Annotated in this window: 26 protein-coding genes; 14 read left to right on the forward strand and 12 right to left on the reverse strand. The window is 68.1% G+C overall.

Annotated elements, in window-relative coordinates; translation table 11 throughout:
* Positions 1-92 precede the first annotated feature (92 nt).
* From NS1_RS15910 to NS1_RS15940, 7 genes are all read right to left on the reverse strand, one after another.
* Entirely contained in the window at positions 93-1,250 is a 1,158-nt protein-coding gene (locus NS1_RS15910) for an acyl-CoA dehydrogenase family protein (protein ID WP_062985453.1), read from the reverse strand.
* Between the two features lie 87 nt (positions 1,251-1,337).
* Entirely contained in the window at positions 1,338-2,084 is a 747-nt protein-coding gene (locus tag NS1_RS15915; RefSeq protein ID WP_062985456.1) for a DUF8020 domain-containing protein, read from the reverse strand.
* Positions 2,085-2,158: 74 nt separating this feature from the next.
* Complete coding sequence (locus NS1_RS15920) at positions 2,159-3,415, reverse strand: ABC transporter substrate-binding protein (RefSeq protein WP_062985458.1); 1,257 nt, start codon at positions 3,413-3,415, stop codon at positions 2,159-2,161.
* The gene (locus tag NS1_RS15925; RefSeq protein ID WP_255284553.1) at positions 3,405-4,457 is read right to left on the reverse strand and encodes a branched-chain amino acid ABC transporter permease; all 1,053 of its coding nucleotides are present in this window, start codon (positions 4,455-4,457) and stop codon (positions 3,405-3,407) included. Before NS1_RS15925 ends, NS1_RS15920 begins: the two co-directional genes overlap by 11 nt.
* Entirely contained in the window at positions 4,454-5,332 is an 879-nt protein-coding gene (locus NS1_RS15930) for a branched-chain amino acid ABC transporter permease (protein WP_062985460.1), read from the reverse strand. The genes NS1_RS15925 and NS1_RS15930 overlap by 4 nt, the downstream gene beginning before the upstream one ends.
* The gene (locus tag NS1_RS15935; protein WP_062985462.1) at positions 5,329-6,078 is read right to left on the reverse strand and encodes an ABC transporter ATP-binding protein; all 750 of its coding nucleotides are present in this window, start codon (positions 6,076-6,078) and stop codon (positions 5,329-5,331) included. Before NS1_RS15935 ends, NS1_RS15930 begins: the two co-directional genes overlap by 4 nt.
* Positions 6,075-6,833: an ABC transporter ATP-binding protein gene (locus tag NS1_RS15940; RefSeq protein WP_062985464.1), complete on the reverse strand. Its 759-nt coding sequence runs from the start codon at positions 6,831-6,833 to the stop codon at positions 6,075-6,077. The genes NS1_RS15935 and NS1_RS15940 overlap by 4 nt, the downstream gene beginning before the upstream one ends.
* A 134-nt stretch (positions 6,834-6,967) precedes the next feature.
* Between NS1_RS15940 and NS1_RS15945 the strand changes: the two genes are divergently transcribed.
* Together NS1_RS15945 and hisI are read left to right on the forward strand one after the other, a co-directional pair.
* Positions 6,968-8,257 carry a PucR family transcriptional regulator gene (locus NS1_RS15945; RefSeq protein ID WP_062985466.1) on the forward strand — a complete coding sequence of 430 codons (1,290 nt, stop codon included), beginning with the start codon at positions 6,968-6,970 and terminating at the stop codon, positions 8,255-8,257.
* Positions 8,254-8,598 carry a phosphoribosyl-AMP cyclohydrolase gene (hisI, locus tag NS1_RS15950; RefSeq protein ID WP_056824662.1) on the forward strand — a complete coding sequence of 115 codons (345 nt, stop codon included), beginning with the start codon at positions 8,254-8,256 and terminating at the stop codon, positions 8,596-8,598. Before NS1_RS15945 ends, hisI begins: the two co-directional genes overlap by 4 nt.
* On the opposite strand, the gene NS1_RS15955 is transcribed toward hisI, so the two are convergent.
* From NS1_RS15955 to NS1_RS15970, 4 genes are all read right to left on the reverse strand, one after another.
* Positions 8,595-9,062 (reverse strand): MarR family winged helix-turn-helix transcriptional regulator, encoded by a 468-nt coding sequence (locus NS1_RS15955; RefSeq protein ID WP_056824659.1) that lies wholly within the window; start codon positions 9,060-9,062, stop codon positions 8,595-8,597. The genes hisI and NS1_RS15955 overlap by 4 nt on opposite strands.
* Before the next feature lie 144 nt (positions 9,063-9,206).
* The gene (locus NS1_RS15960) at positions 9,207-9,779 is read right to left on the reverse strand and encodes a hypothetical protein (RefSeq protein WP_062985468.1); all 573 of its coding nucleotides are present in this window, start codon (positions 9,777-9,779) and stop codon (positions 9,207-9,209) included.
* 67 nt (positions 9,780-9,846) lie between these two features.
* Positions 9,847-10,317, reverse strand: a complete 471-nt coding sequence (locus NS1_RS15965) for a peroxiredoxin (protein WP_062985470.1) — start codon at positions 10,315-10,317, stop codon at positions 9,847-9,849.
* A 73-nt stretch (positions 10,318-10,390) separates the two neighbouring features.
* Entirely contained in the window at positions 10,391-10,669 is a 279-nt protein-coding gene (locus NS1_RS15970; protein ID WP_062985472.1) for a hypothetical protein, read from the reverse strand.
* A gap of 133 nt (positions 10,670-10,802) precedes the next feature.
* Here NS1_RS15970 and NS1_RS15975 point away from each other — a divergent pair, with 133 nt between their 5' ends.
* From NS1_RS15975 to NS1_RS16025, 12 genes are all read left to right on the forward strand, one after another.
* Complete coding sequence (locus tag NS1_RS15975) at positions 10,803-12,341, forward strand: anthranilate synthase component I (RefSeq protein WP_062985474.1); 1,539 nt, start codon at positions 10,803-10,805, stop codon at positions 12,339-12,341.
* The gene (locus NS1_RS15980; protein WP_084503762.1) at positions 12,338-13,087 is read left to right on the forward strand and encodes a TIGR02234 family membrane protein; all 750 of its coding nucleotides are present in this window, start codon (positions 12,338-12,340) and stop codon (positions 13,085-13,087) included. Before NS1_RS15975 ends, NS1_RS15980 begins: the two co-directional genes overlap by 4 nt.
* A gap of 124 nt (positions 13,088-13,211) precedes the next feature.
* A complete protein-coding gene (gene trpC / locus NS1_RS15985; RefSeq protein WP_056824640.1) occupies positions 13,212-14,033 on the forward strand; it encodes an indole-3-glycerol phosphate synthase TrpC in 822 nt (273 codons plus the stop codon).
* The gene (trpB, locus tag NS1_RS15990; RefSeq protein WP_174562657.1) at positions 14,030-15,298 is read left to right on the forward strand and encodes a tryptophan synthase subunit beta; all 1,269 of its coding nucleotides are present in this window, start codon (positions 14,030-14,032) and stop codon (positions 15,296-15,298) included. The genes trpC and trpB overlap by 4 nt, the downstream gene beginning before the upstream one ends.
* Positions 15,295-16,095 carry a tryptophan synthase subunit alpha gene (gene trpA / locus NS1_RS15995; RefSeq protein ID WP_062985478.1) on the forward strand — a complete coding sequence of 267 codons (801 nt, stop codon included), beginning with the start codon at positions 15,295-15,297 and terminating at the stop codon, positions 16,093-16,095. Before trpB ends, trpA begins: the two co-directional genes overlap by 4 nt.
* A gap of 121 nt (positions 16,096-16,216) precedes the next feature.
* Positions 16,217-17,326, forward strand: a complete 1,110-nt coding sequence (gene lgt / locus NS1_RS16000; RefSeq protein ID WP_255284554.1) for a prolipoprotein diacylglyceryl transferase — start codon at positions 16,217-16,219, stop codon at positions 17,324-17,326.
* 89 nt (positions 17,327-17,415) lie between these two features.
* The gene (locus NS1_RS41655; protein WP_255284555.1) at positions 17,416-17,538 is read left to right on the forward strand and encodes a hypothetical protein; all 123 of its coding nucleotides are present in this window, start codon (positions 17,416-17,418) and stop codon (positions 17,536-17,538) included.
* Positions 17,539-17,550: 12 nt separating this feature from the next.
* Positions 17,551-18,078 carry a TM2 domain-containing protein gene (locus tag NS1_RS42180; RefSeq protein WP_062985481.1) on the forward strand — a complete coding sequence of 176 codons (528 nt, stop codon included), beginning with the start codon at positions 17,551-17,553 and terminating at the stop codon, positions 18,076-18,078.
* 176 nt (positions 18,079-18,254) lie between these two features.
* Positions 18,255-19,007: an amino acid ABC transporter substrate-binding protein gene (locus tag NS1_RS16010; RefSeq protein WP_056824861.1), complete on the forward strand. Its 753-nt coding sequence runs from the start codon at positions 18,255-18,257 to the stop codon at positions 19,005-19,007.
* 3 nt (positions 19,008-19,010) lie between these two features.
* Positions 19,011-19,682, forward strand: coding sequence for an amino acid ABC transporter permease (locus tag NS1_RS16015; protein ID WP_056824623.1), 672 nt, complete (start codon positions 19,011-19,013; stop codon positions 19,680-19,682).
* A gap of 144 nt (positions 19,683-19,826) precedes the next feature.
* Positions 19,827-21,245 carry a pyruvate kinase gene (gene pyk / locus NS1_RS16020; protein WP_157125229.1) on the forward strand — a complete coding sequence of 473 codons (1,419 nt, stop codon included), beginning with the start codon at positions 19,827-19,829 and terminating at the stop codon, positions 21,243-21,245.
* Positions 21,246-21,247: 2 nt separating this feature from the next.
* A complete protein-coding gene (locus NS1_RS16025) occupies positions 21,248-22,144 on the forward strand; it encodes an acyl-CoA thioesterase (protein ID WP_235569919.1) in 897 nt (298 codons plus the stop codon).
* 31 nt (positions 22,145-22,175) lie between these two features.
* Here the strand turns inward: NS1_RS16025 and NS1_RS16030 are convergent, their stop codons facing one another.
* Positions 22,176-22,532 (reverse strand): hypothetical protein, encoded by a 357-nt coding sequence (locus NS1_RS16030; protein ID WP_084503776.1) that lies wholly within the window; start codon positions 22,530-22,532, stop codon positions 22,176-22,178.
* Positions 22,533-22,588: the final 56 nt, after the last annotated feature.

The following is a 22,588-nucleotide window of genomic DNA, read 5'->3' on the forward strand; positions in this document are numbered from 1 at the left end:
GGTGTTCTCGCAGACCGACCTGACCACGCCCGAAGACCAGCAGCGCACCTGGCGACTGCTCGATGAGCTGAACCGCGCCCGCTGACCCGGTCTCACAGGCCCATCTCGGCGGCGATGATCGCGCGAAGGACATCGCTGGTGCCGCCCATGATGCGGTCGATCCGGTGGTCGGCGTAGAGGCGGGCGATGGGGGAGTCCGCGAGATAGCCTAGGCCGCCGTGCAATTGGAGGCAGCGGTCGATCACCCGGCCCGCCGACTCGGTGCAGAACAGTTTGGCCGAGGCCGCGTCGGCGGGGGCCAGGTCGCCGCGGTCGTGGGCGGCCAGCGCGCGGTCGACGACCGCCTCGACGGCATCGACCTCGGCGCGGCAGGCGGCCAGTTCGAACCCGGTGTTCTGGAAACTCGCCACCGAGTGCGCTGACGCGGTGCGCTCGGTGGTGAAGCGGTGGGCGAAACGTACTGCCGCCCTGGCTTGCGCGTGGGCACCGACGGCGATGGTCAGACGTTCCCGTGGCAGCTGCGCGGCGAGATGAGCTTGGCCGCGATGTGGCTGGCCTAGGCGATCACTCACCGGCACCCGCACATCGGTGAAGGTGAGTTCGGCTGTGTCGGAGACCTTTCGGCCGAGGGTGTCGAGTGCGCGGCCCACCCGGTAGCCGGGCGCCGTGGCATCGACGACCAGCAGCGACAGGCCGTAGGTGGGGTCCGCGGAATTCGGGGACGCGGTGCGCGCGCACACGATGACGCGGTCGGCGTGTACACCACCGATGACGAAGGTCTTCGAACCGTTGAGCAGGTATTCGGTGCCGTCCAGCGACAACGGGGCGGTGGTGCGCATGCCGGAGGGCTCCGTGTCGGTCCCCGGTTCGGCGACCGCGAGCGCGAACATCGTTTCACCGGTGACCGATCCCGGCAGCCAACGCTGCCGCTGTTCGGCGGTCCCCAGTTCGTCGAGCAGCGGCAGACAGCGCGACACATGGGCGCTCGAACCACCGAAAGACACTGCGGCGCGGGCGATCTCCTCGGCGAGCACCGCGCGGTAGCGGATCGACTCGAGGCCGGAGCCGCCGTACTCGACGGGCACCTCCAAGCCGAGGATCCCGAGTTCGCCCAGCCGGTAATAGAATTCGCGCGGCACCCGTCCCTCGTCGTACCACTTGCCGAAACTCGGCACGACTTCGTCCTCGATGAACGCGCGCATCGACGCCCGGAAGGCGCGGTGCTCGGCATCGAAAACTGTTCTGCGCATGAGATTCCTAACCGGCCGGAAACGGCCACGAGCCGGCCCGCCCGACGAGGTGATCGAGGGCGGGCCGGCGAGAACGGCGGTGGGAGACTACTTCGGCGGTGTGGGAACCGCGGGGTCCTTGCAGTACGCTCCGAGCTCGGCCGGGCACGGCGCGAGAATGGTGGAGAAGTACTGGTAGGCGGAGAAGACCGCCAGCGGACCACCGACGGTGACCAGGCCCAGCATCGTGCCGACCGCGCCGAGCGTGGCCGCGCCGAGCACACAACCGGCCACCGTGGCGCCGACCCACGGCACCAGCAGCACGATCACCGGGCTGGCGATGGCCGCACCCGCGGCACCGCCGACCAGACAGCCGACGCCGCCGCCGACCACCGCGCCGACGATGGCCGCCACGGCGCCGCCGACGCCGAGGCGCTGGCTGAGCACGCCGAGCGCGGCTTGATCACGCGGGGTGAAGGACTCGGCGATCTGCTGCGCGGCCACATCCTGGGTGATCACGTTCGTGGCCGCGGCCACCGGGGCACCGTTCTCCTTGGACGGTGTCAGGGTCGCGGTGCCGCCGTCGATGGTGGCCGAGATCGGGAACACCTTGTCGTCCATGCGGTAGGTCAGCGGCAGGGCGGCGACCGGGGTGTCGGCGCCGGTGGTGAGCAGCAGCTGGCCGTCGACGATGTGCAGTTTGCCGTCGGTGGACAGCACCGCGGAGTCACCCTGCCTGCTCACCTCGTAGCGCACCTCGGTCTGCGGTGCCGGATCGGCGTTACCGGTCCCGGTGCTGACGCACAGCGCCAGTGCGGTCATGGCCGCCGTGGCCAGAGTGGTTGACAACTTCATATTCGGATCCTCATCGTTCGGATATTTCGAAAAGCCGCGCACGCTGGGCTGCGCTGCGCAACGTCGAGGGGCGACTACTTGCCGCTGGTGTCGATCAGGCCGCCGTCGGTCAGCGACCAGTGCTCGCCGACGAAGGTCTGGATACCGACGGCCTGGAGCGGATAGCCGTCGTCGGTGCCGGTTTTCATCGAGATGCCGGGCAGCATCAGGTCGGCGGAGACGTTGTCGAGCGAGCGCATCGCGTCACGCAGGCCCTCTCGCGTCGGGCACTTCGCCGCTTCCATGGTCTTGCGGAAGCTCTCGGCCATCGTCCATCCGGCCATGGCGTGCTGGTTCTCGGGATCGGCGCCGGGGGCGTACTGCGCCAGCTTGGATCGGTAGGTCTGCATGCCCGCGTCGGAGGCCCAGCGCGGGTCGGCGGCGTCCTTGAGGAATGCCGCGGTCACCGTGCCCTGGACGTTGGGCAGGCCCACTGGACGCAGGGTGGCCATGGTGTTGGAGACCACGGCGAGCACGTGCAACGGATTCCAGTCGGCGTTGCGCACATCGGCGGCCAGCGCCTGCGAGGCGAACTTCGGGGTCGAGAAGTTCAGCAGCACATCGGCTTTGGAGTTGGCCAGGTTGCGCACCTGGGCGTCGACGGTGGGGTCGGTGACCTCGAAGCTCTGCTCGGCGATCACCTTCACCCCGCTGCCGGCGACGCCCTCGGTGAACGCCGCGAGCAGGTCCTTGCCGAAGTCGTCGTTCTGGTAGAGCACCGCCACGGTGGCGTTCGGCCGCTGCGCCTTCACGTACTGCGCGTAGGCCAGACCCTCGGTGCGGTAGCTGGGCTGCCAGCCGATGGTCCACGGGTGCTCGGTGCCCGCACCGAATTTGTTCGCCCCGGTGGCGACGAAGACCTGGGGCACCTTGCGCTGGTTGAGGTAGTCGGTGACCGCCGAAGAGGTTGCCGTGCCGAGGGTTTGGAAGACCGCGAACACTTGGTCCTGTTCGACCAGGCGGCGGGTCTCCTCGACGGTCTTGGGCGGCTGGTAGCCGTCGTCGCGGACGATGTACTCGACTTTGCGTCCGTCGATGCCGCCCTGTTCGGCGTTGATGTAGTCGAAGTAGGCCTTGGCGCCCTTGGGTACCTCGCTGTAGGCCGAGGCCGGACCCGACAGCGGGTAGGCCCCGCCGAGTTTAATGGTGGTGTCGGTGATTCCGGTGGTCTGCTGACCCTGGCAGTCGCCTTGACCGACGGAGCCGTTCTCCTCGCCGCGACCACCGCAGGCGGTGAGGGTCGCGAGAAGCGCGGCCGTGACCCCGATGGAGCGGATTGCCCTAGTGCGCATGAGTTTTCCCTTTCCGGACACGATGTCCGAGCCATTGCGTCCACTGGGTGGCCAGGCCGGCCAATCCCTTGGGCGCGAGGTACATGACCGCGATGATCAGCAGTCCGAAGATGACGCCGGGTGCGGCTTGGTTGACGTCCTGGGCGAAGCTGGGCACGAACATCACGAACAGTCCGCCCAGCAGCGGGCCCCAGGTGGTGCCGAGCCCGCCGACGACGAGTCCGGCCAGCAGCGTGATCGACAACGTCAGCGCGAAGGAGTCGGGCGAGACGAACGCGATCACCCAGGTGTAGACACAGCCGGCCACACCGGCCAGTAGCGCGCTCCAGGCGAAGGCGAGCGTCTTGTAGTGCGCCAGGTTCACCCCGAGCACCTCGGCGGCGATCTCGTTGTCGCGCATCGCGTGTAGTGCCCGCCCGACTCGTGAGCGCAGCATTCCGGCGACCAGCACGAAGCTGAGCACGGTGGTGGCCAGTGCCAGGAAGTACAGCCACTGGTCCTCGGCGAGGCCGGTCCAGGCGGGCGGTACCGGCTTGTCGACGACGAGTCCCATCGAGCCGCCGGTCAGGCCGTCGAACCGCTTGAGCAGGGGGACCAGGAAGATCGCGATGGCCAGGGTGACCAGGGCCAGGTACAGCCCGCGCAGTCGCAGTGCCGGGACGCCGAGTGCGAAACCGAGGACGAAGGTGACGGCGGCGGCGATCGGGATGGTCGCGAAATACGGTGTGTCCCACTGTTCCATCGCGACCGCGGCGGTGTAGGCGCCGATCGCGAAGAAGGCGCCGTGGCCGAGCGAGATCTGGCCGGTGTGCCCGACCAGCAGGTTCAGCCCGAGCAAGGTGACCGCGTAGATCATCGCCATGGCCAGCTGGAAGGTGTGGAAGGGCACCAGCTGGAAGGGGGCGACGCAGGCCAGCAGGAGGACTCCGGCCGTCGCGACGAGCGGCCAGCGCAGCGTCGTCAGTCGGTGCGGTTTCGGTTTCGGTTTCGGTTTCGCGACAGGCGTTACCGAAGGCGTAGCCGCAATGTTCACTTCGCTCATACTCTTTCCACCGCCGCGTGTCCGAACAGACCTTGCGGGCGCAGCAACAGCACGCCCAGGATGATCACCAGCGGCACGCCGATCTTGAGTTCGGTGCCGATCGCGTCGACGTAAGCGCCGGTGAGGGTTTCGGCGACGCCGACTATCAGACCGCCTGCCACCGCGCCGCCGGGGGAGTCGAACCCGCCCAGCGTCGCCGCCGCGAAGGCGTAGATGAGGACCCCGCCCATCATGTTGGGTTCGAGGAACAGCAGCGGCGCCGACAGCACACCGGACACCGCCCCGACCAGCGCGGCCAGTCCCCAGCCGAGCGCGAGCACGGTGCCGACCCGGATGCCGACGAGCTTGGCCGACTGCGGGTTACAGGCCACCGCCCGCATCGCGAGCCCGATCCTGGTGTAGCGGAACAGCAGATACAGCAGCGCCATGACCACGGCGACGACGAGCAGGACACCGAGACTGCCGTAGCCCACGCTCAGGCCGCCACCACGGAGAGCCCCCTCCGGGAAGGGATTCGGGAACGATTTGGTCTGATACGACCAGATCCAGCCCGCGGTGGCGTGGATGGTGAAGAACAGCCCGACGGTGACGATCACCAGGGTGATCTCGGGTGCGCCCTCGACCGGACGGATCACCACCCGTTCGATCAGCATGCCGCCGGCGAACGAGATCGCCAAGGTGAGGATCAGCGCTGCCCAGAACGGCATGGTCTGGCTCAGCTGCCAGGCCAGGAACGCCGAGAACATGGCCAGCTCGCCCTGGGCGAAATTGACGATCCCGGTGAATCGGTAGATGAGCACCAGCGCCAGCGCGAGACCCGCGTAGATAGCGCCCGCGGACAGGCCCTCGACGAGTTGCTGCAGGAATTCGATCACGGCTTCACCTGGATTCCCAGGTAGGAGCGGGTGACCTGCTCATCGGCCCTGATCTGCTCGGCGGTGCCCGACAACACGATGCGCCCGGTTTCCAGGACGTGCGCCTGCTGGGCGACACTGAGCGCCAGGTGGGCGTTCTGTTCGACGACGATCACCGTGGTGCGTTCCTCTTCGTTGATGGTGGCGACGATCCCGAACAACTCCTGGGTGACCAGCGGTGAGAGGCCGAGCGAGGGTTCGTCGAGCAGCAGCATGCGTGGGCGCAACATCAGCGCCCGGCCGATGGCGAGCATCTGCTGCTGGCCGCCGGACAGACCGCCCGCGGCGTCGCGCTGCTTGTCGCGCAGGATCGGGAAGTAGTCGTAGACGCGGCGCAGGTCGGTGTCGACGGCGGCGCGGTCACGGCGCGTGTAGGCGCCCAGGCGCAGGTTCTCTTCGACGGTGAGCGGGGCGAAGGTGCCGCGTCCCTCGGGAACGTGGGCGACGCCGAGTCGCGCCATCGCTTCCGGTGCGCGACCGGATACTTCGCCACCGTCGAGGACCAGGCTCCCGCGAACCTTGATCATCCCGCACAGGGCGCGCAGCAGGGTGGTCTTGCCCGCGCCGTTGGGGCCGAGGATCGCGCACACCGTGCCCTGCTCGACCGAGAAGCTGACGCCGTGCAGGACTTTCGCCGCACCGTAACCGGCATGCAGATCGGTGACCGTCAAGAACGCGTTGTCGGCCGTCGGCCAGTGCTCGCTCATGCCGAAGCTCCCAGGTAGGCGCGGATGACTGCCGGATCCTGCTGCACCGCTTCGGGTTTGCCCTCGGCGATCACCTGGCCGAACTCGAGACAGATCACCCGATCGCAGGTGCCCATCACGAAACCCATGTGGTGTTCGACGACGATCACGGTGAGCGCGAGGTCGGCTTGCAGGCCGCGCAGGCGGGCGGCGAATTCGTCCACCTCCCCGTGGCTCAAGCCGTTCACCGGTTCGTCGAGCAGCAGCAGCTGTGGCCGCACCGCCAGCGCCCTGGCGAGTTCGATGCGTTTGAGGGTGCCGAACGGCAGCCCGGCGGCCGGGTGGTCGGCGACCGCGGTCAGGTCGAGGCGTTCGAGGAGTTCGTCGGCCTCGGCGCGCAGCAGCTTTTCCTCCTTGCGGACCTTAGGCAACCGCAGTCCGGCTGAAACGAAGCCCGCGCAGGCTCGGTGGTGCGCGCCGACGAGGACGTTCTCGCGCACCGAGAGGCGGGGGAACAGACCGAGGTTCTGGAACGTGCGGGCGATACCGAGCGCGGCCAGCGCGTCGGGCCGCACCGTGGACAGATCGGTGTCGAGGTAACGCATGGTGCCCGACGTCAGCCGGTTGCGCCGGGTCATGCAGTTGAACAGGGTGGTCTTGCCGGCGCCGTTGGGTCCGATCAGGCCGACCATCTCGCCGGGAGCGACCGTGAACCCGACGTCCTGTAAAGCGGTGATGCCGCCGAAGCGCACCGTCAGGTTGGTTATCTCGAGCATGTGAAGAACACTAAGACCGCAGGTCGGAGCCCACATCGGACGTTGCGGACCAAGAAACTCGGCCGGTGCTCGTCCGCTGCGGACAGTGTGACGTGGTTGACACTGTGGGCGCGTTGCCTGCACACTCCCGAAATATGTCAGCTGGATCACTTTTATCCGTTTCGACCGAGTCCGATCAGGTGCGGGCCGAGCGTCACCGGATAGCGGGCGCCGCTTACGACCACGCCGACGAGATCGCCGACGATGTGATGGCCAAGATCCGCGCCGAGCTGCCCGGCTACGCCACCGCGGGTCCCGGCCTGCTCGATGACGTGCACGATCAGCTCGCCCGGCTGAGCCGCACGGGGCTCGGCGCGTTGCTCGAGCACCGACGCGTCTGCCCGTCCGACGTCGCCTATGCCCGGCAGGCGGCGGCGCGGCGGGCCCGCACCGGGCTGCCGCTGGTCGACTACATCGCCGCGTTCCGTCTCGGCCAGCGGGCCATCTGGAAATCGCTGCTCGCGCACGCGGGCGATTCCGAGGCGGGCCGCGCGGCCGTGCTGTCGCTGGCCGGTCCGCTGGCGCGCTACACCGATCTGATCAGCACCCAGGCCACCGACGCGTATCTGGAATTCCAGCAGTACGTGGCCGCCGAATCGGGGCGCGACTCGCAGGCTCTGATGGACGCGTTGCTCGACGGCGCGCTGCCCGCGAGCGGTCCGCACCTGTCGGTGGCCACCGCGCACGGCATCGGGGCCGAACGCGCCACGCCGGTGGTCGTCGTCACCGCGGTGGTCCTGGATCGGGGCGAGGACTCGTCCGAAAGCTTGCTCCAGGCAAGGCAATTGGTGTCCGCGGCACTGGCGCGCTGCACCGTCAACGGATTGCGGACCCTGTCGGTGGTGCGCGGATCCGAGATCGTCGCGGTGCCCGCGCTCGGTGCGGGCCTCGCGGCCGACGGACTGTGCGAGCGGCTGCGCGCGATGCAGGACGAATTGGGCGCCGAGGGCATCACCCTCGCCATCGGGGTGAGCACCACGGTGACCGAGGTGGCCCAGATTCCCCGCGCCTACCGGCAGGCGCAGGCCGCGCTCGAACTCCTGCCCGAAGGGGGTGGGGTACTCGCGTTGCCGCAGATCACGCCGTTCAAATACCTGCTCCTGCGTGCCGATGACACGACCCGCCAGCTGGTCGACCCGCGCATCGGCAGCGCACTGGCCGAGGACCGTGTTCGCGGCGGGACCTTGGCCGAGACGATCCGCGCGTTCGCCGCCGCCGACATGAATCTGCGCGAGGCCGCCGACACCCTCCATATCCACCTCAATACGGCCAAGTACCGCCTCGGCCGGATCCAGGAGCTCACCGGTCGCAATGTGCGCAGTGTGAACGACCTCGTCGAACTGCTGGTGGCCATCGAACTGGCTGCTGTTATAAACGAGGCATGAGCCTCGACCCTGCCATCGCCGCCCGCCTCAAGCGCACCGAGGACGGACTGATCGCCGCGATCGCGCAGGAGAAGGCGACCGGTGACGTGCTGATGATGGCGTGGATGGACGACGAGGCGCTGGCGCGCACGCTGCACACCCGTCGGGCGACCTACTATTCGCGCTCGCGGCAGCAGTACTGGGTCAAGGGCGAGACCTCGGGGCACACCCAGTACGTGCACGAGGTGCGCCTGGATTGCGACGGCGACACGCTGCTGCTGATCGTCGATCAGGAAGGCGCGGCCTGCCACACCGGCACCCACACCTGCTTCGACGCCGACGTGCTGCTCGCCGCGGACTAGTCGCCGTCTTCGGCGAGGATCCGATTCAGCCGGTCGGACAGAGTTTCCCCGAACACCGCCAGTTGCGCGGTCTGCTGATCGGTGAGACCGTCGAGCACGAGCCTGCGCACGGCGTCGACATAGCCGGGGGCAGCTTCGATCACCTTCTCGAAACCCGCGTCGGTGAGTACCGCGTGCACTCCGCGTCGACCCGCGGTGGTGTCGCGGCGGGCCCAGCCGAGTCGTTCCAGCTTCGACACCACATGGGACAGTCGCGATAGCGACGCATTTGCCTTGTGGGCGAGATCACTCAACTGCAGGCGATGGCCCGGCTCCTCCGAGAGCGCGCTGAGCACTCGGAATTCGAAATGGGTGAGCCCGGACTCGCGTTGCAGCCGGGTGTCCAACGCGCCGGGAATCCGGGTCATGAGCGCGACGATCGCCTGCCATGCGCGTTGTTCGACGGGGTCGAGCCACTGAGTCATCGCCGTGACTGCCTCGCGGCCGGACGGCGGACATGGTGGAATTGGGCGCGCACAAGAAAGAGTTTGCCACGACGTCGCTGTGGCGTCCGCGAGTTGGCGGTGGTCGTGAGGTCACTCACATCACCGCGGGGGTGTGCGTGAAGGCTATCGATCGCCGGTCATCGGCGGGGTGACGGGCTCCGGCGCCTGGGCGGCGGCCTTGGCGGCCTTGTGACGGCTGAATCCACGCTTGCCCATCAGTGCGAGCGCCAGTGCGAACACCACCGCCGCGATGATGGCGCCGACCAGGCAGGCGCCGCGGAAGGCCGGTGCGTCGACATCCAGAATGCGTTGACCGGCGTGTGCGGCATTGTTGCCACCGAGCACGATCGTCAAGGTCATCAGATTCGGCAGCGAGCAGGCCAGGGCGACGATCACCGCCGCGCCCGCCATGAACTTGCCGCCCTTGCGCTTCCAGACCCGCACCGCGAATATCAGCAGCACCAGTGGCAGCAGGGTGAACACGAACCCGTAGACCAGTCCCCACCAGATGCCCGAGCTGAAACTGCCGTGCACAGTGTTGGCCAGTCGCTGTGCCCACCATCGGGGGATGAACGAGGAAAGAACGAAGTAGGCGATCACCAGCACCACCACCGTGGCGAGGGTCATGATCGCCCGGTTGCGCCAGATGACGGCCGTGGATTTCTGACCGCTCGACTGCACCTCGCCGGTTGTCATCTGGCCAGCGTAAGTGCGTCGAGGTCGCCGGGCGTCGATCCGCCGCCCGGCGATTCGTCGATCGGTGCTACTCCGGGGTGTGGCTGCGTTCGCGCAGGAAAGCCAGTGCTTCGTCGGCGTGCACGGCCGCGCGCAGTTCGCCGGTGATGATCTTCAGGATCGTGCGGTCGGTGTCGATGACGAAGGTATGCCGTTTGACGGGGGCGAGTTTGCCGAGCAGTCCACGCTTGACGCCGAATTCGGCGGCCACCGCGCCGTCGTGGTCGGACAGCACGGGGTAGTCGAGGCGCTGCTTGGTGGCGAAACCGGCCTGCACCTCGGTGCTGTCGGTGCTGATGCCGACGCACGAGGCGCCGAGCGCGGCGAACTCGCCGCTCAGATCCCTGAAGTGGCAGGCTTCCGCGGTGCACACCGGGGTATTGGCGGCGGGGTAGAAGAACAGCACCACCGGGCCGTCGGCGAGCAAGCCGTCGAGCGAGCGGAGCTGGGCGGACTGATCGGGGAGCTCGAACTGCGGAGCGCGCTGGCCTGGCTGCATGCCCAGACAGTAACGATCAGCGGCCGAGTAAGGAAGATCCCCGCTCACGGAGACGAGCGGGGATCGTCGCGGCCTACTGGTCGAGCAGCGCCGCGATGTCGGGATTGCGGATCTGCATCACGTCGAGGATGCCGTGCGCGCGCAGCAGTGGTTCCAGCTCGCGGATGCGATCGCTGTGCCCGGCGTACTCGTCGGGGAAGGTCTTCTTGTCGAGGTCCTGGATGGCCTTGGCGTAGGTGACGAACGAGTTGATCGCGCTCGTGGGCACCGCCTGCTGGCCGGGACCGTAGTGCTGCTGCGACGGGACAGCCAGTCGGCCGTCCTGTGCGCCCTGGTGCGAGGGGTACAACATTGCTCCTCTCGGAAAGGGGATTACCGCATGCGACATGGAACGCGCGCGAGTGTAGTGATGCCGGTCACCGCCCGATTCGGCGCGGGGTCGGGTCCGCGCGCGTCGGCGGCGGCACGCCTGGGATGATGGGCTCATGCAGGGCGCGTCGACACCAACCACCACGACCCGCGAACAGTTCCGGCTGCTCGCCGCCGAGCACCGGGTCGTCCCGGTGACCCGAAAGGTGCTGGCGGACTCCGAAACTCCGCTCTCGGCCTATTCCAAACTGGCCGGTGACCGGCCGGGGACCTTCCTGTTCGAATCCGCGGAGAACGGGCGTTCGTGGTCGCGCTGGTCGTTCATCGGCGCGGGCAGCCCGTCCGCGCTCACCGTCGTCGACGGTGAAGCCGCCTGGCTTGGCACGGTGCCCGCCGACGCACCCACCGGCGGTGACCCGCTGCGTGTGCTGCACGAGACGCTCGAACTGCTGCGCACCGAACGGCTGCCCGGTCTGCCGCCGCTCACCGGCGGCATGGTCGGCTTTCTCGGCTACGACGCGGTGCGCCGGATCGAACGACTGCCCGAGCTCGCCACCGACGATCTGCGAGTTCCCGAACTGGTGCTCATGCTGGCCACCGACCTGGCCGCGTTCGACCACCACGAGGGCGCGATCACCCTCATCGCCAACGCGGTGAACTGGGACGGCACCGACTCCCGCGTCGACGCCGCCTACGACGACGCCGTCGCCCGCCTCGACCGGATGACCGCCGCGCTGGCCACCCCGGCGCCCTCGACGGTGTCGGTCTTCGACCAGCCCGAACCGCAGTTCCTGCGCAGGCGCACCACCGAGGAATTCGGTGCGGGCGTGCGCCGCCTGATCAAGGAGATCGAGGCGGGCGAGGCGTTCCAGGTGGTGCTCTCGCAGCGCTTCGAAATGGATTACACCGGATCCCCGCTCGCGGTCTACCGGATGCTGCGGGCCTCGAATCCGAGCCCGTACATGTATCTGATGCACATCCCCGACGGCGAGGGCGGCACCGCGTTCTCCATCGTCGGATCGAGTCCGGAATCGCTGGTCACCGTGATAGATGGGGTGGCCACGACACATCCGATCGCGGGCACCCGCTGGCGTGGCGACAGCGCCGAGGACGACATCCTGCTCGAGAAGGATCTGCTCGCCGACGAGAAGGAGAACGCCGAGCACCTGATGCTCGTCGACCTCGGTCGCAACGATCTCGGCCGGGTCTGCCGTCCCGGCACGGTGAAGGTCACCCAGTACCGCCACGTGGAGCGATACAGCCACGTGATGCACCTGGTCTCGACGGTGTCCGGGCTGCTCGCCGAGGGCAAGGACGCGCTCGACGCGGTGCGGGCCTGCTTCCCCGCCGGCACGCTGTCGGGAGCGCCGAAGGTGCGGGCGATGGAACTGATCGAGGAGCTGGAACCGACCCGTCGCGGCATCTACGGCGGCGTGGTCGGCTACCTCGACTTCGCCGGTGACGCCGACACCGCCATCGCCATCCGCACCGCCCTGCTCAAGGACGGCACCGCCTATGTCCAGGCCGGCGCGGGCGTGGTCGCCGACTCCGACCCGATCGCCGAGGACACCGAGGCCCGCAACAAGGCCATGGCGGTGCTCAAGGCGATCGCGGCCGCGCAGACCCTGCACACCTACGAAGGCGGTGCCCTATGACGGCCACCCCAGGAGAAGACGACACCGGACGGTCGGTCGACGCGACTGACGCCGACGTGCCGGGGACGGGCGCCACGCCCGCCCCGACGGCGAAGCCGATCGTTCCGGTCGTGTTGCTCGCGCTGGCGGCCGCCGGTCTGTGGGCGTCCTCGCGGATGACGTGGGTGACGGTGCACTCGGCCGACGGTCTCACCGAGCCGCGCACCGACGACCTCAACGGCGGGGTGTGGTTCGGCGCCCTCACCCCGCTTGCGCTGGTGCTGGTCGCCTCGATCGCGGCGGTCTTCGCGGTCAAGGGCGTGCTGCGTCAGCTGCTCGGGGTGGTGATCTCGGTGGTGGCCGCGGCCGCCGCGGTGCCGGGCTTCGCGCTGGCCGTCGGCGCGGGCAGGACCGCCGAACGGGCGGGCACACTGGCCGAGCTGCCGGTGCGCGCGGTGGTCAGCTCCGCCGAGACGCATCTCGCCCCCGCGATCCTGTCGATCTTCGCGGCGGGCCTGGCACTGGCCGCGGGCATCCTGCTCACCCGCCGCCCCGGTGAACACGCCGAGGTCTCCGACAGATACGACAACCCCGTGTTCCGTAAGGCCGACGCCAGCGCCGCGGTGAGCAAGCAGAACACGGAGACCGGAACCGCGGCGCCACTGTCGGACCGGGTGCTGTGGGACGCGCTCGACGCGGGCACCGACCCGACCGACACCTCCGACACCTCGGGCGCCGACCAGCGTCCGGCCGAGGGAAACAAGTGACCGGCAGCACCCCCGCCGCAGTGACACGCGCGACGGGCATTTATTCTTTACCAGCATCGGTGAGACAGCGCCTGAGGGGACTCTCGGGCGAGAAGTGCGTCTCCCCAGAAAGGATTCGAGCCAGATGACGGTACTCGACTCGATTCTCGACGGGGTCCGAGCGGATGTTGCCGCTCGCGAAGCCCTCCTCGATTTTCAAGCGATCAAAGCTGCTGCTGCCGCGGTCAAGGGCCCGCTGGACGCACACGCCGCGCTGCACGAGGACGGAATCGGTGTCATCGCCGAGGTGAAGCGAGCCAGCCCCTCCAAGGGCGCGCTGGCCGACATCCCCGATCCCGCCGTGCTGGCCAAGGCCTACGAAGACGGGGGCGCGCGCATCATCAGCGTGCTCACCGAGGGTCGCCGCTTCGGCGGATCGCTCGACGATCTCGACGCCGTGCGCGCCGCCGTGAACATCCCGGTGCTGCGCAAGGACTTCGTCGTCGGTCCGTACCAGATCCACGAGGCCCGTGCCCACGGCGCCGACGTGATCCTGCTGATCGTGGCCGCGCTCGAACAGGACGTGCTGGCCTCGCTGATCGACCGCACCGAATCCCTCGGCATGACCGCCCTGGTGGAGGTGCACACCGAGGAAGAGGCCGACCGCGCCCTCGAAGCCGGTGCGACGGTGATCGGCATCAACGCGCGCAACCTCAAGACCCTCGAGGTCGACCGCGATGTGTTCGCGCGGATCGCGCCCGGCCTGCCCTCCGAGGTCATCCGGGTGGCCGAGTCCGGCATCCGCGGCACCGCCGACCTGCTGGCCTACGCCGGTGCGGGCGCCGATGCCGTGCTCGTCGGCGAGGGCCTGGTGACCAGCGGTAACCCACGTTCGGCCGTGTCCGAACTGGTGACCGCGGGCACGCACCCGTCCTGCCCGAAGCCGGCCCGCCGGAGCATCCGGTGACGGTGCTTCCCCCGGCGAGCGCCGGTGTCGCGCAGCACTCCGACTACGAACCCGACGCGGGCGGCCACTTCGGCGTCTACGGTGGACGCCACGTCCCCGAGGCGCTGATGGCCGTGATCGAAGAGGTCACCGCCGAGTACGACAAGATCCGCACCGATCGCACCTTCCTCGACGAGCTCGACCGGTTGCAGCGCGACTACACCGGCCGTCCGTCGCCGGTGTTCGAATGCACCGGGCTGGCCGCGCATGCCGGTGGCGCGCGGATCTTCCTCAAGCGCGAGGATCTCAACCACACCGGCTCGCACAAGATCAACAATGTGCTCGGCCAAGCCCTGCTCGCCAAGCGGATGGGCAAGACCCGCGTCATCGCCGAGACCGGAGCGGGCCAGCACGGCGTCGCGACCGCCACCGCGTGCGCGCTGCTCGGCCTCGACTGCGTGATCTACATGGGCGCGGTCGACACCGCCCGCCAGGCGCTGAACGTGGCCCGCATGCGGCTGCTCGGCGCCGAGGTGATTCCGGTGACCTCGGGTTCGCAGACTCTCAAGGACGCCATCAACGAGGCGTTGCGCGACTGGGTCAGCCACGCCGACGACACCTTCTACTGCTTCGGCACCGCCGCGGGCCCGCACCCGTTCCCACTGCTGGTGCGCGATTTCCAGCGCGTGATCGGTTTGGAAGCGCGCGAGCAGATCCAGACCACGGAGCAGGCGGGCAGGCTGCCCGATGCCGTCGTGGCCTGTGTCGGCGGCGGTTCCAACGCCATCGGCATCTTCCACGCGTTCATTCCCGACGCGGGCGTGCGCCTCGTCGGTTTCGAAGCGGCCGGTGACGGCGTCGAAACCGGGCGGCACGCGGCCACCTTCACCGGCGGCACCCCCGGCGCGTTCCAGGGCGCGTACTCGTACCTGCTGCAGGACGAGGACGGCCAGACCATCGAATCGCATTCGATCTCGGCCGGTCTGGACTACCCGGGCGTCGGCCCCGAGCACGCCCACCTCAAGGACATCGGCCGCGCCGAATACCGGCCGATCACCGACACCGAGGCGATGGACGCGCTGCTGCTGCTCTCGCGCACCGAGGGCATCATCCCGGCGATCGAGTCCGCGCACGCGGTGGCGGGCGCGCTGAAGCTGGGCAAGGAGCTCGGCGAGGGCGCGGTCATCCTGGTCAACCTGTCCGGTCGCGGCGACAAGGACATGGACACCGCGGGCCGCTGGTTCGGCCTGTTCGATGACGATGCCGCCGAGGAGAACAAGCAGTGAGCCAGCAGTCCCGTCTCGCGAACACCTTCGCCGCCGCGCGTAGCGAAGGTCGGGCCGCCCTGATCGGGTACCTGCCCGCGGGCTTTCCCGACCTCGCCGGATCCATCGCCGCCTGCCGCGCCCTGGTCGAAGCCGGGTGCGACATCGTCGAAGTGGGCGTCGCCTACTCCGATCCGGTGATGGACGGCCCGGTCATCCAGGCCGCCGCCGAGCAGGCGCTGCGCAGTGGGGTACGCGTACGTGACGTGTTCTCCGTCGTCGAGGCGATCGCCGACGCCGGTGGTCAGGCCGTAGTGATGAGCTACTGGAACCCGGTGCTCAGCTACGGCGTCGACACCTTCGCCCGCGACCTGGCCGCGGCCGGTGGCGCCGGGATGATCACCCCGAACCTGATTCCCGACGAGGCCGACGACTGGTTCGTCGCCTCGTCCACCCACAATCTGGATCGCATCTTCCTGGTCGCACCGTCCTCGACCGAAGAGCGTCTGGTCAAGACCCTCGAGGCCTCGCGTGGCTTCATCTACGCGGCCTCGACCATGGGTGTGACCGGTGCGCGCGACGCGGTCTCCTCGGCCGCACCCGCGCTGTGCTCGCGCATCCGCGCGCATTCCGACATCCCGATCGGCGTCGGCCTCGGCGTGCGTTCGGGTGCGCAGGCCGCCGAGATCGCCGCGTACGCCGACGGCGTCATCGTCGGTTCGGCGCTGGTCTCGGCGGTACCCGAGGGCCTCGACGCGGTCCGCGCACTGACCGCCGAGCTAGCTGAAGGCGTGCGCGCGGCGGCCGTTCGTTCCTGAGAGTTCGCACGATGGGCCCGGCCGCTGATCAGCGGCCGGGCCCATCGCTCGTCACCGGCCCGTCGTCCGCCGTCCGGGTCGCGGCAACACGCCCGTAAGCCTCTCCACTAACGTGGGCCGGGTGAACTCAGTCCTGGCTTACATTCCGAGTCCGCCCCAGGGGGTCTGGCACCTCGGACCCTTCCCGCTGCGGGCGTACGCACTGTTCATCATTCTCGGCATCGTCGTCGCCATCTGGTGGGGTGAACGGCGGTGGCGCGAGCGCGGTGGTCAGCCGGGCGCCGTGCTCGATGTCGCGATGTTCGCGGTGCCGTTCGGTCTGGTCGGCGGCCGGATCTATCACGTGGCCACCGACTGGCAGAAGTACTTCGGCGAGGGCAAGCACCCCGTCGAGGCGCTCTATATCTGGCAGGGCGGCCTCGGCATCTGGGGTGCGGTGTTCTTCGGCGCCATCGGCGCCTGGATCGGCTGCCGGATGTACAAGATCCCGCTGCCCGCGCTCGGCGACGCGGTCGCGCCCGCGGTGCTGCTGGCGCAGGCGATCGGCCGGCTCGGCAACTACTTCAATCAGGAGCTCTACGGACGCGCCACCGAGGTCCCGTGGGGCCTGGAGATCTACGAGCGGTTCGACCCGGAGACCGGCGCGCGCGACATGATGAACGGGGTGTCGACCGGGCGAGTGCTCGAAGTCGTGCAGCCGACGTTCCTCTACGAGCTCGTCTGGAACGTGCTGGTCGTCGTCGCGCTGGTGCTGCTCGACAGGCGCTACAAGATCGGTCACGGTCGCCTGTTCGCGCTCTATGTCGCGGGCTACAGCTTCGGCCGGTTCTTCGTCGAACTGCTGCGCAACGACGAAGCCACTCACATTCTCGGCATCAGGATCAACTCGTTCACCTCCGCACTCGTCTTCCTCGCCGCCATGGCCTACTTCGCGTTGGCGACCAAGGGTCGCGAGACACCGGCGCAGCTGCAGCCCGATGCTGAGCCACGCCCCTGGCCGTGGCAGTTCTCCGCGCTGCGGGCGGCCGGTGCGGCCGACGACACCGTGGTGGCGACGGACGCCGAGACCGCGGCCGTCGATGTCACGAAGAAGTTGGATTCCGCTGCGGTGGAAAAGGATTCGGGCGATGCGGCCGAGGAGAAGGCCGCGGCGGAGGTGAGCGGCGAGGACTCCGCGTCCACGACCGACGACTCCGCGGAGTCGACGAAATCAGGTGCGAAGAAGTCCTGATCCGCGACAGTTTTCGTGGACTCGGCGGGCGTCCGGCAACATTGCGGACGCCCGCCGCGATATTCCGAATGTATGGCGAGCACCGATCGGTGACACCCGACAAGACAACACAGGGCAGTACCGGCAACAATGTCGGCGTGATCGTCGCGGGCGCACCGCCGTTCGGCCGATCGCCACTGGCCGGGGGCCACGATGGGTACCCGCACGAATGATGGAGGACATGAGTGACCGACCCCTACAACCCCAATCCCCAGTACGGCCCTGACCTGAGCAAGCCGCAGGACGGCGGCTCGCAGCCGCAGTACGGTCAGCCGGCCTACGGTCAGCCTTCCGATCCGTACGCCCAGCAGCCGCAGCCCGGCTACGGCCAGCCGCAGTACGGTGCGCCGCAGCCGCAGTACGGTCAGCCCGCCGACCCGTACGCCCAGCAGCCGCAGCCGGGTTACGGTGCCGCGCCGTACGGGGCCATGCCGCAGGGCTACAACCCGAACGATCCGGAAGCGCCCTACGGCCGGGACATGTACGGCGTGCCCTTCTCGGACAAGCAGAAGCTGATGGCCGGTCTGCTGCAGATCTTCCTCGGCAGCTTCGGTGTCGGCCGCTTCTACCTCGGCTACACCGGCCTCGGTATCGCCCAGATCGCGGTCACCTGGCTGACCTGTGGCCTCGGCGCCATCTGGCCGCTGATCGACGGCATCATGATGCTCACCGGCAAGGTGCCCGATGCGCAGGGTCGTCCGCTGCGCGACTGATTCGTCGCGCATACGGGGATGTAGACGGGTGCTCTGCTCACGTGGAGCGCCCGTTTTCGCGTTTCCCCACCGGTATTGCGATCACGGTGAGCGATACTCTGTGTCGGTCTGTGGCGGCGCCGTAGCGTCGCTGGGCCTGCGCGTGCCCCATACGCGCAGCGGAGAAAGGGATGTCCGTGCGCAAATTCATTGCCGCCGCCGTACTCGCTGTCGTCGCCGCGACTGGCCTGTCGGCCTGCTCGTCCGCCTCGGACCCGAATGTGCTGAAGGTCGGCACCGAGGGCACCTACGCGCCGTTCAGCTACCAGGAGGGCGGCACGCTCACCGGCTACGACGTCGAGGTCGCTCGCGCGGTCGGCGAGAAGCTCGGCAAGCGGGTCGAATTCGTGCAGACCCCCTGGGACTCGATCTTCGCAGGTCTCGAGTCCCAGCGTTTCGATCTGGTCGCCAACCAGGTCACCGTGAACCCCGAGCGCACGGCCAAGTACGCGCTGTCGCAGCCCTATACGACTTCCGAGGGCGTGATCGTCACCAAGTCCGACAACACCACCATCACCTCGCTGGCGAGCCTGGCGGGCAAGACCACCGCGCAGTCGGCCACCAGTAACTGGAGCAAGGTCGCCGCGGGCGCGGGCGCGAAAGTCGAAGCGGTGGAAGGGTTCGTGCAGGCGGTACAGCTGCTGAAGGCCGGTCGGGTCGACGCCACCGTCAACGACACCCTCGCCGTGGGCGAGTACACCAAGAAGACCGGTGACACCGGCATCAAGGTCGCGGCCCAGACCGGCGAGACCAGCAAGCAGGCCTTCGCCGCCCGCAAGGACGACACCGCGTTGATCACCGACGTCGACAAGGCGCTCGCGGAGCTGCGGGCCGACGGCACCCTAGCTCGGCTGTCGGAGAAGTACTTCGGCACCGACGTCAGCAAATAGCGGATGGATCCGGCTACCTGGGAGCTGATCCGGCAGAACCTGGTGCCGATGCTGAAGGCCACGGTGACGATGACGTTGCCGCTGACCGCGATCAGTTTCGTCATCGGTCTCGCCATCGCGGTGGGTGTCGCGCTCGCGCGGATGTCGACCCGGCGGGTGCTGTCGCTGCCGGCCCGCTTCTACATCTCGATCATTCGTGGCACCCCGCTGCTGGTGCAGTTGTTCATCGTGTTCTACGCCCTGCCGCAGTTCGGGATCGTCATCGATCCGTTCCCGGCGGCGGTGATCGCGTTCAGCCTCAATGTCGGTGGATACGCGGCGGAGGTAGTGCGCTCGTCGATCATGAGCGTGGCGCACGGGCAGTGGGAGGCCGCGCAATCGCTGGGCATGTCCTATGTCCAGACGCTCTGGGACATCGTGTTCCCGCAGGCCGCCCGGATCGCGGTACCCCCGCTGTCGAACACGCTGATCTCGCTGGTCAAGGACACTTCTCTGGCTTCGACCATCCTGGTCACCGAACTGCTGCGCACCGCCCAGCTCGCCGCCGCGCCCACCTTCGACTTCTTCGCCCTCTACGGCGTCGCGGCGCTCTACTACTGGGTGATCTGCCTGATTCTCGGCTTCGGCCAAACTCGTCTGGAGACAAGGCTTTCCCGACACGTAGCAGTTCGGTGACAAGTGATTTCGTGAACACATGGGTAACTCATCGGGAACGCTCGGCCCCGTTCCGTCGATAACCGCCGGTCCGGTCGATAGGTGAGGACAACCCCCCGACCGGCAAAATTCGCGGAGCGGCGGACAAGCATTAGGCTAGGGGCCGTGATGCGACGGACGAAGATTGTGTGCACCTTGGGCCCGGCCACTGCCACCCAGGATCGTATTCGTGAGCTCGTCGAAAGCGGCATGGATGTGGCCCGGCTGAACTTCAGCCACGGCGACCACGCCGACCACGCCGACAACTACAAGATGGTTCGCGCGGCCTCCGACGAGACCGGCCGCGCGGTCGGCATCCTCGCCGATCTCCAGGGCCCCAAGATCCGCCTCGGCCGCTTCGCCGACGGCAAGACCGTGTGGGCCAACGGCGAGCAGGTGCGGATCACCGTCGACGAGGTCGACGGCACCCACGACCGTGTTTCGACCACCTACAAAGAGCTCGCCCAGGACGCCAAGGCCGGTGACCGGCTGCTCGTCGACGACGGCAAGGTCGGCCTCACGGTGGAATCCGTCGAGGGCAACGACGTCGTCTGCCGGGTGACCGAGGGCGGTCCGGTGAGCAACAACAAGGGCCTGTCGCTGCCCGGCATGAACGTGTCGGTGCCCGCCCTGTCCGAAAAGGACATCGCCGACCTGGAATTCGCCCTGGATTTGGGCGTCGACTTCATCGCGCTGTCGTTCGTGCGCTCGCCGTCCGACATCGAACTCGTGCACGACATCATGGACCGCGTCGGCCGTCGGGTCCCGGTGATCGCCAAGCTGGAGAAGCCGGAGGCGATCGAGAACCTCGAGGCGATCGTGCTGGCCTTCGACGCGGTGATGGTCGCCCGCGGTGACCTCGGTGTCGAGCTGCCGCTCGAGCAGGTGCCGCTGGTGCAGAAGCGCGCGATCCAGATGGCGCGCGAGAACGCCAAGCCGGTCATCGTCGCCACCCAGATGCTCGAGTCGATGATCGAGAACTCGCGCCCCACCCGCGCGGAAGCCTCCGATGTCGCCAACGCGGTGCTCGATGGCGCCGACGCGGTGATGCTGTCGGGTGAGACCTCGGTCGGCGCATGGCCGATCGACGCGGTGCGCACCATGGCCCGCATCGTGACCGCGGTCGAGTCCGAGACGTCGCGGGTGCCACCCCTGACCCACGTGCCCCGCACCAAGCGTGGCGTGATCTCCTACGCCGCCCGCGATATCGGCGAGCGGCTCAACGCCAAGGCGCTGGTGGCCTTCACCCAGTCCGGTGACACCGTTCGCCGCCTCGCCCGCCTGCACACCCCGCTGCCGCTGCTGGCGTTCACCCCGATGCCGGAGGTCCGCAGCCAGCTCACCCTGACCTGGGGCACCGAGACGTTCATCGTGCCGATGGTGGACACCACCGACGCGATGATCCACCAGGTGGATCAGGCGCTCCTGTCGCTGGAGCGTTATCGCAAGGGTGACCTGGTGGTCATCGTCGCCGGTTCCCCTCCGGGTACCGTCGGTTCCACCAACCTGATCCACGTGCACCGCATCGGCGAAGAGGACCACTAGTAGTGAACAGTTCGATCGAACTCGAGACCACCCAGGGCGAGCCGACACCCGATCTGCGGGTGTTGCTCGACCTGCTCGACCTCGAGTTGATCGGCGAGGACACCTTCCTCGGCAAGCACCCGGAGAAGGTGTGGAGCCGTACCTTCGGTGGGCAGTTGGTCTCGCAGGCCATCATCGCGGCCGGTCGTACGGCGGGGGATCGGCCGCTGCACGCGATCAACGCGCATTTCGTGCGCGGCGGCGATGTGAAGAAGCCGATCGAGTATCACGTGCAGCGTCACCGTGACGGTCGCGCGCTGGCCAACCGCACGGTGACGGCCAGCCAGGACGGCCAGGAACTGTTCGTCATGCTGGCCGCCTTCCAGGACTTCGGCAAAGGCCTCGAGCACTCCCACGAGGGCCCCGACGTGCCCGATCCCGAAACCCTGCCCCGGGTGGAGGAGAGCTTCGCCGGCTTCGAGGACAAGCTGGAGATGTTCATCAAGGCGCCGCACCCGATCGACATGCGCTACACCAATGATCCGGCCTGGATCCTCAAGGGCACCGGCGAGAAGCTCAATCACAACCGCGTCTGGATGCGTACCGACGGCACGTTGCCCGCCGATCCGCTGCTGCACACCGCCGCGTTGGGTTATTCCTCCGATACCACCGTGCTCGATTCGATCATCACCACGCACGGTTTGTCGTGGGGGCTGGACCGAATTCTCGCGGCGACGGTGAACCATTCGATCTGGTTCCATCGCCCGTTCCGTTTCGACGAGTGGGTTCTCTACGCCACCGAGTCGCCGGTCGCGGCGGGTTCGCGCGGATTGGCGACGGGCCGGTTCTATTCACGCACCGGCGAATTGATCGCCACCACCGTGCAGGAAGGCGTCATCCGGCACTTCCCGGCGCGCTGAGTACCGCGGAAGGCTCACGCGGGCGGACAGCTCAACGCAGTTCGTGGTCGAGTTCCGGTGCGACGACGTCGGTGCGCTGATCGGCGCGCAAGGTGAAAGGCACACCGTACACGGCCAGTGCCAGCCCGCGCTCGAGATCGGCGATGTCGGCGTCGGTGAGATCGGCCGGATCACCGACCAGACTCAGCGCGATCTCGTAGGTGCTCTCCGCGCTCGGCTCGCAGCCGGGAAAGCCTCCGCGCCACTGTGATTCGAGATCGCGATGAATCGGATCACTCGCGTCGACAGGCATGGTGAACCGCCAGGCATAGACATCGCGGTCGTGCACATGGTCGTCGAGGACCGTTCGAACACCGGCGACGATGCGGTCGAGGATCTCCGGCGTCACATACACATGGAGCGAAACATCCGAAATGCGTTTCGGCAAGTCTGTAGTCCCGTCGT

The organism is Nocardia salmonicida NBRC 13393, from assembly GCF_001613085.1.
Taxonomy (GTDB): Bacteria; Actinomycetota; Actinomycetes; order Mycobacteriales; family Mycobacteriaceae; genus Nocardia; species Nocardia salmonicida.

What these genes read in the sequence shown, in the direction of transcription:
- NS1_RS15910 (WP_062985453.1), bottom strand. Translation starts at nt 1,250, where the DNA reads ATGCGCAGAACAGTTTTCGATGCCGAGCACCGCGCCTTCCGGGCGTCG.
- NS1_RS15915 (WP_062985456.1), bottom strand. Translation starts at nt 2,084, where the DNA reads ATGAAGTTGTCAACCACTCTGGCCACGGCGGCCATGACCGCACTGGCG.
- NS1_RS15920 (WP_062985458.1), bottom strand. Translation starts at nt 3,415, where the DNA reads ATGCGCACTAGGGCAATCCGCTCCATCGGGGTCACGGCCGCGCTTCTC.
- NS1_RS15925 (WP_255284553.1), bottom strand. Translation starts at nt 4,457, where the DNA reads ATGAGCGAAGTGAACATTGCGGCTACGCCTTCGGTAACGCCTGTCGCG.
- NS1_RS15935 (WP_062985462.1), bottom strand. Translation starts at nt 6,078, where the DNA reads ATGAGCGAGCACTGGCCGACGGCCGACAACGCGTTCTTGACGGTCACC.
- NS1_RS15940 (WP_062985464.1), bottom strand. Translation starts at nt 6,833, where the DNA reads ATGCTCGAGATAACCAACCTGACGGTGCGCTTCGGCGGCATCACCGCT.
- NS1_RS15945 (WP_062985466.1), top strand. Translation starts at nt 6,968, where the DNA reads ATGTCAGCTGGATCACTTTTATCCGTTTCGACCGAGTCCGATCAGGTG.
- hisI (WP_056824662.1), top strand. Translation starts at nt 8,254, where the DNA reads ATGAGCCTCGACCCTGCCATCGCCGCCCGCCTCAAGCGCACCGAGGAC.
- NS1_RS15955 (WP_056824659.1), bottom strand. Translation starts at nt 9,062, where the DNA reads ATGACTCAGTGGCTCGACCCCGTCGAACAACGCGCATGGCAGGCGATC.
- NS1_RS15960 (WP_062985468.1), bottom strand. Translation starts at nt 9,779, where the DNA reads ATGACAACCGGCGAGGTGCAGTCGAGCGGTCAGAAATCCACGGCCGTC.
- NS1_RS15965 (WP_062985470.1), bottom strand. Translation starts at nt 10,317, where the DNA reads ATGCAGCCAGGCCAGCGCGCTCCGCAGTTCGAGCTCCCCGATCAGTCC.
- NS1_RS15970 (WP_062985472.1), bottom strand. Translation starts at nt 10,669, where the DNA reads ATGTTGTACCCCTCGCACCAGGGCGCACAGGACGGCCGACTGGCTGTC.
- NS1_RS15975 (WP_062985474.1), top strand. Translation starts at nt 10,803, where the DNA reads ATGCAGGGCGCGTCGACACCAACCACCACGACCCGCGAACAGTTCCGG.
- NS1_RS15980 (WP_084503762.1), top strand. Translation starts at nt 12,338, where the DNA reads ATGACGGCCACCCCAGGAGAAGACGACACCGGACGGTCGGTCGACGCG.
- trpC (WP_056824640.1), top strand. Translation starts at nt 13,212, where the DNA reads ATGACGGTACTCGACTCGATTCTCGACGGGGTCCGAGCGGATGTTGCC.
- NS1_RS16015 (WP_056824623.1), top strand. Translation starts at nt 19,011, where the DNA reads ATGGATCCGGCTACCTGGGAGCTGATCCGGCAGAACCTGGTGCCGATG.